The sequence below is a fragment of the Phocaeicola sp. HCN-6420 genome (assembly GCF_037890145.1).
Classification (GTDB): domain Bacteria; phylum Bacteroidota; class Bacteroidia; order Bacteroidales; family Bacteroidaceae; genus Phocaeicola.
Genome location: NZ_JBBKBJ010000004.1, coordinates 116460 through 128870, shown reverse-complemented (window position 1 = coordinate 128870; position 12411 = coordinate 116460). Strand labels below are relative to the sequence as shown.

The following is a 12411-nucleotide window of genomic DNA, read 5'->3' as shown; positions in this document are numbered from 1 at the left end:
AATACTACTTTTTTACTACTTTTTCAAAATAATATCCATTCATTTTCAGATATTTATAAATTACTTTAATTCTATAAGAAAATCAACAAGACTTACTCCGTCTGGAACTTCCATCCGCTTCCTGATACGATATCTTGCAGCCTCAACACCCCGAATGGTAAGGTTTGTCATTTGAGCAATATCTTTCGTTGAAAGGTTCAAACGCAAAAAGGCACAAAAACGCAAATCGGTTGCTGTCAAATTGGGATAACGTTCACGCAAGGTACGGAAAAAACGCTGGTGAATCAAATCAAAATTCTGCTGAAAAACTTCCCAAGAATCCTCTCCGGCGATGTTCTCGTTAATCAGCTTCAGCACCAGTTCCATATTCTTACGCCCACATTGTGATTTTGCCAACTGCTCTTGTACTACAGTGCGTAACTTTTCCAACATTTCCTGCTTGGCAAACGTACCCAATGCCATACTTGCCAGTTCCTTTCCTTTCAATGACAATTCAGCTTCCAATAATTTTTTCTGCTGCTCTGCAATTAACCGCTGCTGTTCACTCAATTTAATATTCTGTTCAATCTTGTGTGCTTCATATTCCTTTCGCTTCTTTTCTGCAACAGCCTTTCCTCTCCATCGAGCGACTCCATAAACCAATCCAGACAAAAACAAGACATACAGCAACAACATCGGATAAGACATCCACAAAGGTCTATTAATGACGAATTCATACTTCGTTTCATCCAGCAAACGTCCGTCATCACTATACACTCCAGCCCATAATGTATACGATCCGAATTCAAGGCTTCCAAAATGTACAGACGGAAATGCAGATTCTTCTGATAATATCTGATGACCGGATTGCAACTTAAACTTGAAACGAATAGCCGGCTGATCATAACACGGATAAGAGAGCAAGACCGAAATATCACGACAGTCACTTGCCACAGACACCTTTTGTGTGACATTCAGAGCCAGTTCCTTACCAAAAGAAGAAGATGCCAGAACACGACGAATTTGCAGGCCCGACAAATTATGCTGTGTGACAGATTGTTCGTTTAGCCGCAAACAAGCAATGCTATTATTCAAATTCAGATAACAATTATTTCCATCTACATAAATTTTATTATTCCCTTCAATACAAGGAGAGTTGAACATTTCTACTGGTATACGACGCTTAATTATGAACTTACCTTCATGATATGCCAAAAGCACATATTCATGCGAATTCATCAGCCAAAGCATTTCATTGTTATGCACATCTACAGCTGTATGCGCATCCATTAAAAACGGAACTGAATTATTCAACTGTTCATAAGGCTTTATCTTACGATCGATGTCATCGTACATAAAATACCCCTCAACACTGGAAAATACAATACGCCCTCTGATTTTCATTACATGAATTTTACCCGATGTCTTCTTTCCACCGAGAGTATGAATATGCTCAATATCTTTAATACGATACAAATCATCGTCCAACTTGATGCGATAAAGCCCGTTATACATGTGTGAAGCCCATATAACCCCCGTTCCATCCACTTCCAGCGACTTGATCGGCGCATAGAAATCTTTCACGTTATGCGACAAATACCAGATTCCTTCTTTCTTTTTCCAGATTCGCAATTCTGCATACGAAGCCTCCACCAGTACATCTTGCCCATTGATAGAAGCCTTTACAATACACGTACTATTCAGAGTTCCCGGAACCGCCTGTATATCCCCATATTTTCCAACAAGCATCGTAGAAGCATCATTACCAATAAAAATCTGTGAATCAATTTGCTTGACATACCAGTTCTGTCCAGCAGTATGAGGAAGTAACCGAATTTCCCGGGTATGCTGATTATACTCATAAGCCCCCTGATTGGTTGCCAGATATATTTTTTCTCCAACTCTTTCTACACCGTATACCATTCCTATACTCAAGTCTTTTACAGAAGGAGTTAACAGTGTAACCGAAGTATTGGTATGTACAAAAGAAATTCCATCATCCAGTGCTGCCCACAGATTATTCTCATTATCACAGAACAGTCCCATCACAGAATTATTATTCAGCTGATTATCACGACTAAGATGCCAAAGCAGATGCCCATCCTTATTTAAGCCATAAATACCATCCAGAATGGTACCGACCACAAGTATAGAATCTCCCAGCATGACTGCACGATTCCCTTTTGCCCAGTTCAATTGCTTGTCAATATCCGTATGTAATGCCGAAGCGACTCCGTCCCGATAGGAAAATAGCCCATGATCGACCGTCAGCAATATCATGCCTTCCTTTCCATCTGGAAGTATGGAAACTACATTATCATTGCCAACAGCAACCCTATCCAGCAAAAGATGAAAGCGATTTCCATCAAACTCATAAAAGCCACCGTCAATCATCTGCGCATATACCCGTTTATGACAGGTATAAAAATACAACGGACGGATACCAGTTTTCCGGTTCATACTGCTCACATTCTTCCCATCAAAAGCATACCAGCAGGTAAACGACTGAAAATAGATTTTTTCTCCCAGCCGTACAATATGCCAGATTTCATCATTAGGAGTAATTTCATCCTTTAGCTGTTCACTTAAAGAGTGATACTCCATTTTCCCTGTCACCCCACGGGAGAAATAACCAAACTCTTCGAATGAGCCGATATAAACTTTATCCTTGTCTACAAATACAGAACGGACGATATATCCTCCCGGTACCTTATAAAGTTCCCAGGAAAAACCATCATACACAAGTAATCCGTTATTATTGCCAAAATACATGACTCCATCATCCCCTTGTGCACATGCCCAGTTTTGGTGTCCACCTCTATAATCTTTCACAGTATAATTCGTTATAGCAGGAATGAAATCAGCTCCCCAGGCCGGAATAGCATAGAGAAACAACAACAGCAAAGATATTTTCAGTAGTACCAGTCTCATCGGAGTTTATATAAAAATTTAAGTACAAAGATACACGATTTCAGTCAATCCCCTATCCGACTTACAGATTTTAAGATAAAAAGAAAAGCCACCTGCAGCCGTTTTTACCACAGATGACTCTCAATCAAAAACAGATCTCTATCTTTTTACCTTTACCTGCAATGCACAATTTCTGAACGCTCGGCTACTCCATTCTCATTGAATGCTTCTACACAGAAATAATAATCCTGAGTTGTCGTCAACGAACGCATAAACAATTCATTTACATCATATACCATCCATGAGCTATATAATTTATCGGGAGCAATACCCCATAGCACGTTATACCCTTGTGCCCCTTGAACAGGTTTCCAACTAACAGCTACATCTCTACGGTCCGACTGACGAACTAACTTCAGTCCCTCCACTTTATGAGGAGCTTTTCCTGTCCCTTTACCAAACAATCGTAATTCCGATATGGCCAAATGAGGAGTAGGAACATGAACATTACGGTAACGAACATACCTTACTTTGGCAGGATGAGTAAGCTCCACATAATCATTTGGAGTATCTTTATAACTTCTCCGACGATCAACCAGTATCTTCCACACCTGTCCGTCGGATGAACCTTCTACATAATAACGATGATATAATCCTTCATAACGACCATACATATTACTCTGATAATCATGATAATTTATTTGTACAGCACACACCTCAGCCTCTTTCTGCAGGTCTATCATCACCCATTGCCCGTCATCATTAGCCTCAGCCAGCCAAAAGGACTTTGTCTTTTCATCGGTCAGCCCTTCAGGACTATACGTTCCAACTTGTGACGATGCTGTTACCGGCTTCTTGTATGAAAGCAACATCCACCCGCGAAATTCCCCCTTCTTACCCGGAACGGCCGGAGCATAATGTGGATAATCGCCAAAGCGAGTATCGCAAAACATAATCCCGTCACGATCAAATCCCATAGGGAACATGCACAGTCTACGCTCCCAATTAACATTGATAGACAATGACATCGAAGCAAAATGCCAGTATGTACTATCAGGTCCCAGCACACTGCTTCCATGTCCTGCACCATTCATAAAGCCTCCCGGTTTATACGATACCGGATTATGCTGCTGATAAGTATATGGTCCCATTGGGCTGTCTGCTACATATACGCCGTCGCCATATACATTGAACTCCGTCCCCGGAGAACCATACTGCATATAATATTTACCATTATGCTTAGTCAACCAGGGTCCCTCTATAAAACCACCCAGATCGGAATCACTCACATGGTTTTCTCCAAATCTTTCCCAACCATGATTTTCCAGATTCAGTCCGAAAAGTTCTTTTTTCTCTCCCTTGGGAAGGAAACGATGGTTACGGTCCAATTCCATACCACGAATAGGAAAAACATTCGATGACCCCCAAAACATATAGGCCTTACCGTCATCATCTATAAATAAATCCGGATCCTGCAAATCATGTAAAATGGCAGGTACTCCCTTCCATTTCCCCTTTTTCGGATTGTCGGTATAAAGAATGCTCATCGAGCCCGACGGATCTCCACATACGTAAAGCAAAGAATCTTTATAATTATGTGCGGCTGGAGCATTACACCCCTGTGGATACCAATTAGACGGAGCCGGAATAAATTCCCAATTCTGCAAATCCGTCGAATGCCAGTAACCATGCGAGCGGGTTACGAACATATAATATTCACCACGAAATTCTACAACAGCCGGATCGGCTCCCGAACGGTAAGAAATATCTTTATCCGAATTGTAAATCATGTATGTATAATCTACGTTCAGAGGATTGCAAAAAGTTTCCATACGAGTGCTTTGACCTTTCAGTGGCATAGCCGACACGACACAAAAAAGAGGCAACAAAAGTGTTTTCATTTTCATAGTTACATAATTTATTGCATCAAATGTAAACACATTTCCGTTACCTCTACTTATAAGTAACTACTACAAGAATACGTTTTACGATAACCGCACCACCTTTTCACTACGTTTTACCAACATAACAAATTGTACATAAGCATATTAAACATAGAATACAATATACTATTTCGTCAGTCCCAAGTTCCGGTTATTTTTACCAGTTTACAGGCGTACCATCAAAGTTTAATAAAAGTTCAGAATCCGACTGATGAAACTTTATGTAAAAATAATCCGTACGATCAGCCCAATCGAAAAGCTTAACTTCCTCCACCTTCCATCCTTTTGCCATTACAGCCTCTCTTACAGCTTGTGGAATAACTGTAGAAGCAGTATTCAAATAATCGCGTGTCAAATCAAAGTCGGAACGTTGCCATTTACCTTTCTGGCTAATATATGTACATGCTTCCACTTTATTTAAAGAAATATGTTGCCCGTTCTCCGTATATACCCCATCATAAATAAACTCAGCTTCGTAGGCACCTACCAGAATATTCCATCTGACATCCTTCACATCCGGATATTTCTGACTGAAGGCACTGACCACCTCAGCGGCCGGAGTGATAACAACATTTTCATCGTCCTTACTACACGAAGGCAATGCAAACAATAAAGCTGCCGCCAACATCATAAATGTAATTTTCAGAGTCTTCATAAAGCTTCAACTATACAAATTAGGAATCGTTTTTTGAGATATAACGCCGGAAAACATCCTTTGTTTAAACCCTTAGTAAATATTAAGTTTTAGACAAATGTTGCATTTTTATTGCGCGGTTGTTCCGAAAAATCGTAACTTTGCGACATATATTCGGATATAAGTGTATGAAAGATACGAAACAGCAATTTGAACATGTAATAGCAATCTGTCGCGATTTGTTTGCAAAGAAGCTGCACGATTACGGTGCTGCATGGCGCATCATGCGTCCCTCTTCGGTTACCGACCAGATATTTATCAAAGCCAACCGCATCCGGAGTATCGAGATCAAAGGTGTTGCTCTGGTCAACGAAGGCATACGACCGGAATTTATCGCTATCATAAACTATGGTATCATCGGGCTTATCCAACTGGAACTGGGATATGCAGAAACAGATGATATGACCGAACAACAGGCTCTCGACCTGTACGACAAGTATGCAAAAGCTGCACTGGAACTAATGCTGGCAAAGAATCATGACTACGATGAAGCGTGGAGAAGCATGCGCATCACTTCGTACACCGACCTGATTCTGATGAAAATTTACCGTACCAAGCAAATAGAAGCCTTGAGCGGCAATACATTGGTGTCTGAAGGTATAGATGCCAACTATATGGATATGATAAACTATTCGGTATTCGCTTTAATAAAACTGGAATTTGGAGAATAAGCATTTACATAGAGCTATTTTCGTGTGGGTTAACATTTGCCGCTTCCTGCTGGCAGGTGTCTTTATCTTTTCCGGATTCATCAAAGCCAACGACCCATATGGTACTGCATATAAGATACAAGACTATGTAGAAGCCTGGGGACTTTCCCAGCTAATTCCCGACGCATTTCCTTATCTGGGCGCAATGGTAATGGGCGTATTTGAATTTGCATTGGGATTTTATATGCTCTTCGGAATACACCGTAAAGTGGCCCCCACCCTGATGTTGCTTGTGATGTCGTTTATGACACCTCTGACATTGTGGCTTGCCATCTCGAATCCTATTTCCGACTGCGGCTGTTTTGGCGATGCCGTAGTTCTGACCAACTGGGAAACCTTCGGGAAAAATATCGTATTGCTTATTGCTGCCATTACTGTATTCAAATGGAGAAAGACTGGCATCGTTAAACTTGTCAGTGAAAAAGTTGACTGGCTGGTAGCTCTCTATGGCGTAGTATTTATTATCCTTTATACATTATACTGCATACGCGAACTTCCTGTATTCGATTTCCGCCCTTACCATATCGGGGCAGATATACGTAAAGGCATGGAAATTCCAGAAGGAGAAAAGCCAACAACTTACGAAACAACCTTCATTTATGCAAAAGACGGAGTAGAAAAGGAATTTACGATTGATAATTTCCCTTCAGACTCGACATGGACATTCGTTGACTCTAAAACCCGTATCAAAGAGAAAGGTTACGAGCCGCCTATTCACGATTTCTCCATAATCTCGCAAGAAGACGGAACAGACCTGACAGACATGGTACTGGATGATGATAATTATACGTTCCTGCTGGTAGCGCCTTATTTGAAAAATGCAGATGATAGCGGAATCGATCTGATAAATGAGGTATACGACTACAGTGTAGAACATGGCTATCGCTTCCTCTGCCTGACCTCTTCACCGGATGAAGATATTGCCATGTGGCAAGACAACACAGGAGCGGAATATCCATTTGCTCTGACAGACGAAATTACCTTGAAAACAATAATTCGTTCCAATCCCGGACTGGTATTGCTGAAAAAAGGAGTCGTCATCAATAAATGGAGCAACAACCAGTTGCCGGACGAATATGTACTGAGAGCTCCTCTGGATAAACTTTCCATCGGGACACTAAACCCGAAAACCGTCAGCCATAAACTGGCAGAGGTGATAGGATGGTTTACCGGACCACTGATATTTCTGACCTTATGCGATCTGGCATGGCTGAAATGGCATAAACGGAAAAAGAAGCAAGAAGAAGAAAAAACAGAAAACTAATATTATATAAACCCTTTTAAAATTTAAACAAAATGAGAAAAAACATTGTAGCAGGTAACTGGAAAATGAACAAGAACCTGCAAGAAGGTATCGCTTTGGCTAAAGAATTGAACGAAGTATTGACTGCAGACAAACCTAACTGCGACGTTATCATCTGTACTCCGTTTATTCACCTGGCTTCTGTAACTCCGATCGTAGACAAAAACATTATCGGTGTAGGTGCAGAAAACTGCGCAGACAAAGCATCTGGTGCTTATACAGGTGAAGTTTCAGCAGAAATGGTTGCTTCAACTGGTGCTCAGTACGTTATCCTGGGTCACTCAGAACGTCGTGCTTACTACCACGAAACTGTTGAAATCCTGGCAGAAAAAGTTAAATTGGCTTTGGCTAACAACCTGAAACCTATCTTCTGTATCGGTGAAGTTCTGGAAGAACGTGAAGCTAACAAACAGAATGAAGTTGTAGAAGCTCAGTTGGCTTCTGTATTCTCTCTGTCTGCTGAAGACTTCAGCAAGATCATCCTGGCTTACGAACCGGTATGGGCTATCGGTACAGGTAAGACTGCTACTCCTGCTCAGGCTCAGGAAATCCACGCTCACATCCGTTCTTTGGTTGCTGCTAAATACGGCAAAGAAGTTGCTGAAAACACTTCTATCCTGTATGGTGGTAGCTGCAAGCCGACCAATGCAAAAGAATTGTTCGCTAATCCTGACGTAGATGGTGGTTTGATTGGTGGAGCTGCTTTGAAAGCTGCTGACTTCAAAGGTATCATCGATGCTTTTAAATAATTAAGCGAACTATATTATTTTTCACGGAAGAGAGGGAAAATCCTTCCCTCCTCTCCGTGATTATTTAAACTCACTTATTAAAAGACAACCGGTATGATGAAGTACTTATTAACCCTTGTGTTCCTGCTTACAGCAAATATGGCAAGCGCACAGCGCAATATTGTAGAAAGCCTGCAGACCCGAACCCCGGGAGAGGGTATAGTCAACATCCATCAAGATGCCTACATTACCTCACTGATAGGATTGCGCTATGTAAACAATGCAGCGACTTCCGGTTCTGGCAAGACATTAAAAGCAAGAGGATTCCGTGTCCAAGTGTATGCTGGAAACAATTCGAGAGTTGCCCGCAATGAAGCAACTGCCGTAGCCAATAAAGTAAAAAGGGAATTTCCCGATATGCCGGTATATACTTATTTTCAACCTCCCCGCTGGCTATGCCGCATAGGCGATTTCAAAAGTATAGAAGAAGCACATGTAGCCATGCGCAAGCTGAAAGAGAGCGGTGAATTTAAAGAAGTGGCAATCGTACGCGAACAAATTAATATACCCATTGAATAATGATTGATACGAACTTGATGCACTTTCCGGAAGAGAAGGTGCAGAAACTGATGTCGCACTACAAGGAAATACTTTCTCTGCTGGGAGAAGATCCGGAACGTGAAGGCTTGTTGAAAACACCAGAACGTGTGGCGAAGGCCATGCTGACCTTAACACGCGGTTACGAAGTAGATCCCAAAGCCGTATTACTGGGTGCCAAATTTAAAGAAGAATACAGTCAGATGGTCATCGTAAAGGATATTGACTTTTTCTCCATGTGTGAGCATCATATGCTGCCCTTTTACGGGAAAGCCCATGTAGCTTATATTCCCAACGGATATATTACGGGCTTAAGCAAGATAGCGCGCGTAGTCGATATATTTTCACACCGCCTTCAGGTACAGGAACGCATGACCCTGCAAATTAAAGAGTGCATACAAGAGACACTCAACCCATTAGGAGTAATGGTTGTTGTAGAAGCCAAGCACATGTGCATGCAGATGAGAGGAGTAGAGAAACAAAACTCTGTAACTACTACTTCCGATTTTACCGGAGCCTTCAATCGCGCAAAGACTCGTGAGGAGTTTATGACACTGATTGGCAGGTAAAACTACTGTACTTCCAAGATTAGAAAATGATTTAAGTCAAGTCTCCGCGTGTAAAAAAAGTCGTAACTTTGCACGCGGAATTTTTTTATCATCTCGTGGAACAGGCAATTCAACAGACTAATATTCGTAAGGGACTGACTAAACTGGTTGTCCCGATCTTTATCGAAACGTTATTGATTATGATGCTGGGAGCAGTAGATACAATCATGCTGAGCCAGTATTCGGATGAAAGTGTAGCTGCCGTAGGAGTAGTCAACCAGATAGTAATGTTTGCTTTCCTCGTATTCGAAGTTATCAATATCGGAACGTCCGTACTTTGTTCCCAATACCTCGGCGCCAAAATGCACAAGAATATGGTGCAGGTCGTAGGAGTAGCCTTACTTCTGAATCTTGTGGTAGGACTTCTTATAAGTGCGATTTTACACTTCGGAGCAACAACCTTACTGGGCTGGATGGGGCTTCGTCCTGAATTGCTGAAATATGGTATCGGATATATGGAGATAGTAGGTGCCTTTGCTTTCTTTCAGGCAATATCGTTGACCATTTCGGCTGCACTGCGCAGTGCCAACAAAGCTATCTATCCGATGCTGGTCACCGTTTTGGTGAATATTATGAATATCATCGGAAACTACTCACTGATATTCGGTAAATTCGGTATGCCCGCATTAGGAGCCGAAGGAGCTGCTATATCGACTTCCATAGCCCGAGGAGTAAGTATGATCGTACTGTTCATCATTCTGTTTCGCAAGCATATACCTAAATTTCCACTGGCCTATTTCCGTCCTTTCCCCTGGATAGAACTGAAAAACCTGTTAAAAGTAGGATTGCCCTCTGCCGGTGAGAACCTTTCGTACAGCTTTTCTCAGGTAGTAATTACTTATCTGATTAATATCTTGGGAAACAATGCGCTGGCAACCCGTACTTACACCGTAAACATTATCATGTTTGTATACTTGTTTGCCATAGCCATGGCGCAAGGAGGAGCCATCAGCATCGGTCATCTGGTTGGACAGAAGAAAATACACGCTGCTTATTTGTTGGGCAAATATGTCATGCGACTCTCTATCCTCGTATCACTCATCCTCTCCTGTATCTGGGCAGCAGGCGGACATTTCATCTTCAGCCTTCTGACTGACAATGAAGAGATCATCCGAATGGGAGTTACCATTATGATCATCGATGTGGTAGTAGAAATCGGACGTGCCGTAAACATCTACGCCACCAACGCACTACGTTCGGCTGGCGACGTAAACTATCCGTTCTACGTGGGATTAATCGTACAGTGGACCGTTTCGGTAGGTTTCAGCTATCTTTTAGGAATTCACTGGGGCTGGGGACTTCCGGGCATGTGGTGTGCCTTCCTGCTGGACGAGAATATACGTGCCCTTATATTCGTCAAACGCTGGAACAGCCTGAAATGGGCAAAGAAAGGCTTTGTGAAATAAATCACAGATTTCCCATCCCTACATAAATCAAAAGGACACAAATCAGGTCGATGACAAGGGCTGTCACCGACCATCTAATAAACTGTTTGTCTTTTTTCGCGGCTCCATAAATAATGCCGATGATAGCAGAAACCAATATTCCGGCTGCCACACCCAACATACCTTGTACGGCAAGCCCTACAAGAATCAGAATAGCCATCGTTATCAGAATATTGTTTTTCATAAATATCGTATTTAAGTGTAGAACATTTATCACATACTTGCCTTAAAGGCATTAATTACAGCAGAGGTAAATCCATCGTGTTCCAGTGAATTAACTCCCTTGATTGTAATGCCACCCGGTGTTGTAACCTTTTCTATTTCGACAGCCGGATGCGAATTTTCATCACTCAGCAGCAAACGAGCAGCGCCATCTAATGTCTGTGCTACCATTTTCTTGGCCTCTCCCGGACGTAATCCGGCTTCTACCCCTGCCTGCATAGCTGCCTGTACATATTTCATGACGTAGGCTATTCCACATGAAGCAAGTGAAGTGGCTGCCGCAAACTGTTTTTCCTCTATCAGCATCGCAAGTCCCATTTCATTGAAAACCCCTAACATGACTTGTGTCTGCTCGTCGGTAGCATTCCGCCGGGCTATCAATGTCATACTGGCACGTTCGGCTATTGCCGTATTCGGAATTACACGGAAGATAGGCATTTCCGGATCAACAAAATGAGCCAAATCTTCGAAAGTCAGCCCGGCAGCAACCGACACAAGTATCTGCGGCTGACGAAGACGCAAAGGTTTCAGCACTTCTTCTACCTTCCAGGGCTTGACTGCAACAATCACCACATCGGCATCGGCAGCTTCCTTATTGTTGGTAGAGGTATGAATGTCGGGAAATTCAGCCTTCAACTTATCCAGCTTTGCCGTACTGGGATTAGTAACTACTATTTCGCTCGCTTTAATATAATGTCCCTGTGCCAGCCCGCGTGCAATAGCTCCGCCCATATTGCCGGCTCCGATAATTGCTACTTTCATATGAAAAACTCAATTGTTCTTTATCCGTAATATTATTTTAAAGGCTGCGACAGCTCGTCCAACGACTTGCCTTCATAGTCACAAACAGCCTGTTTGAAATCATCCGGAAGTTCCACCGGTTCCTTGGTTGCAACATCATATCCTACCATGACCGTACGACACTGACATTTCAACACACCGCTCGCCTTATTGACCGCCCGCTGAAGCAAGGTAAAGCTCTTATGTCCCAGATGTACGACAGTGGTTTCTATTATCAGATCGTCGGAAAAAAACACCGGTGCCAGAAAATCGGCATTGATATTGGCAACTACAATACCCAGATGACTCCAGTCTTTATTACCAAACACATCACGCATATACGAAGTCTTTGCCAAATCGTACAAAGAGAAATACGAAGAATTATTCATGTGACCATACTGGTCGACGTCGCTGAAGCGAATCTGTACAGGCAATGCATGCCTAAATTTCATATCATCTGCCATATCCATTTGTTTTTATATAATCTCAAAT

At 42.2% G+C, this 12411-nt stretch carries 12 protein-coding genes; 6 read left to right on the top strand and 6 right to left on the bottom strand.

Going from position 1 to position 12411, the window contains the following annotated elements:
* Window positions 1-60 precede the first annotated feature (60 nt).
* The 3 genes from WKT12_RS04320 to WKT12_RS04310 form a co-directional block, all read right to left on the bottom strand.
* Entirely contained in the window at window positions 61-2910 is a 2850-nt protein-coding gene (locus WKT12_RS04320) for a hypothetical protein (RefSeq protein ID WP_340318881.1), read from the bottom strand.
* Between the two features lie 152 nt (window positions 2911-3062).
* Window positions 3063-4790: a family 43 glycosylhydrolase gene (locus tag WKT12_RS04315; protein ID WP_445323119.1), complete on the bottom strand. Its 1728-nt coding sequence runs from the start codon at window positions 4788-4790 to the stop codon at window positions 3063-3065.
* 199 nt (window positions 4791-4989) lie between these two features.
* On the bottom strand, window positions 4990-5487 hold the full coding sequence (locus WKT12_RS04310) for a hypothetical protein (protein WP_340318880.1): 498 nt from the start codon (window positions 5485-5487) through the stop codon (window positions 4990-4992).
* 167 nt (window positions 5488-5654) lie between these two features.
* Here WKT12_RS04310 and WKT12_RS04305 point away from each other — a divergent pair, with 167 nt between their 5' ends.
* The 6 genes from WKT12_RS04305 to WKT12_RS04280 all read left to right on the top strand — a co-directional run bounded on the left by WKT12_RS04305 (window position 5655) and on the right by WKT12_RS04280 (window position 10878).
* A complete protein-coding gene (locus WKT12_RS04305; RefSeq protein ID WP_021969830.1) occupies window positions 5655-6197 on the top strand; it encodes a DUF1599 domain-containing protein in 543 nt (180 codons plus the stop codon).
* Window positions 6187-7500 (top strand): BT_3928 family protein, encoded by a 1314-nt coding sequence (locus WKT12_RS04300; RefSeq protein WP_340318879.1) that lies wholly within the window; start codon window positions 6187-6189, stop codon window positions 7498-7500. Before WKT12_RS04305 ends, WKT12_RS04300 begins: the two co-directional genes overlap by 11 nt.
* Before the next feature lie 32 nt (window positions 7501-7532).
* Window positions 7533-8288: a triose-phosphate isomerase gene (tpiA, locus tag WKT12_RS04295; protein ID WP_021969828.1), complete on the top strand. Its 756-nt coding sequence runs from the start codon at window positions 7533-7535 to the stop codon at window positions 8286-8288.
* A 96-nt stretch (window positions 8289-8384) separates the two neighbouring features.
* Window positions 8385-8846, top strand: a complete 462-nt coding sequence (locus WKT12_RS04290; RefSeq protein WP_340318903.1) for an SPOR domain-containing protein — start codon at window positions 8385-8387, stop codon at window positions 8844-8846.
* The gene (gene folE, locus WKT12_RS04285) at window positions 8846-9433 is read left to right on the top strand and encodes a GTP cyclohydrolase I FolE (protein WP_021969826.1); all 588 of its coding nucleotides are present in this window, start codon (window positions 8846-8848) and stop codon (window positions 9431-9433) included. Before WKT12_RS04290 ends, folE begins: the two co-directional genes overlap by 1 nt.
* Window positions 9434-9528: 95 nt before the next feature.
* Window positions 9529-10878: an MATE family efflux transporter gene (locus tag WKT12_RS04280; RefSeq protein ID WP_340318902.1), complete on the top strand. Its 1350-nt coding sequence runs from the start codon at window positions 9529-9531 to the stop codon at window positions 10876-10878.
* Between the two features lies 1 nt (window position 10879).
* On the opposite strand, the gene WKT12_RS04275 is transcribed toward WKT12_RS04280, so the two are convergent.
* From WKT12_RS04275 to WKT12_RS04265, 3 genes are read right to left on the bottom strand one after another with little or no spacing between them, the layout of a single operon-like run.
* Window positions 10880-11101 carry a hypothetical protein gene (locus WKT12_RS04275; RefSeq protein ID WP_021969824.1) on the bottom strand — a complete coding sequence of 74 codons (222 nt, stop codon included), beginning with the start codon at window positions 11099-11101 and terminating at the stop codon, window positions 10880-10882.
* A 29-nt stretch (window positions 11102-11130) separates the two neighbouring features.
* The gene (gene proC, locus WKT12_RS04270; RefSeq protein ID WP_021969823.1) at window positions 11131-11901 is read right to left on the bottom strand and encodes a pyrroline-5-carboxylate reductase; all 771 of its coding nucleotides are present in this window, start codon (window positions 11899-11901) and stop codon (window positions 11131-11133) included.
* Between the two features lie 32 nt (window positions 11902-11933).
* On the bottom strand, window positions 11934-12383 hold the full coding sequence (locus WKT12_RS04265) for an acyl-CoA thioesterase (RefSeq protein ID WP_021969822.1): 450 nt from the start codon (window positions 12381-12383) through the stop codon (window positions 11934-11936).
* Window positions 12384-12411: the final 28 nt, after the last annotated feature.

Coding starts and splice junctions, on each gene's coding strand:
- WKT12_RS04320 (WP_340318881.1), bottom strand. CDS start 2,910: ATGAGACTGGTACTACTGAAAATATCTTTGCTGTTGTTGTTTCTCTAT.
- WKT12_RS04315 (WP_445323119.1), bottom strand. CDS start 4,790: ATGAAAACACTTTTGTTGCCTCTTTTTTGTGTCGTGTCGGCTATGCCA.
- WKT12_RS04310 (WP_340318880.1), bottom strand. CDS start 5,487: ATGAAGACTCTGAAAATTACATTTATGATGTTGGCGGCAGCTTTATTG.
- WKT12_RS04305 (WP_021969830.1), top strand. CDS start 5,655: ATGAAAGATACGAAACAGCAATTTGAACATGTAATAGCAATCTGTCGC.
- tpiA (WP_021969828.1), top strand. CDS start 7,533: ATGAGAAAAAACATTGTAGCAGGTAACTGGAAAATGAACAAGAACCTG.
- WKT12_RS04290 (WP_340318903.1), top strand. CDS start 8,385: ATGAAGTACTTATTAACCCTTGTGTTCCTGCTTACAGCAAATATGGCA.
- folE (WP_021969826.1), top strand. CDS start 8,846: ATGATTGATACGAACTTGATGCACTTTCCGGAAGAGAAGGTGCAGAAA.
- WKT12_RS04275 (WP_021969824.1), bottom strand. CDS start 11,101: ATGAAAAACAATATTCTGATAACGATGGCTATTCTGATTCTTGTAGGG.
- proC (WP_021969823.1), bottom strand. CDS start 11,901: ATGAAAGTAGCAATTATCGGAGCCGGCAATATGGGCGGAGCTATTGCA.
- WKT12_RS04265 (WP_021969822.1), bottom strand. CDS start 12,383: ATGGCAGATGATATGAAATTTAGGCATGCATTGCCTGTACAGATTCGC.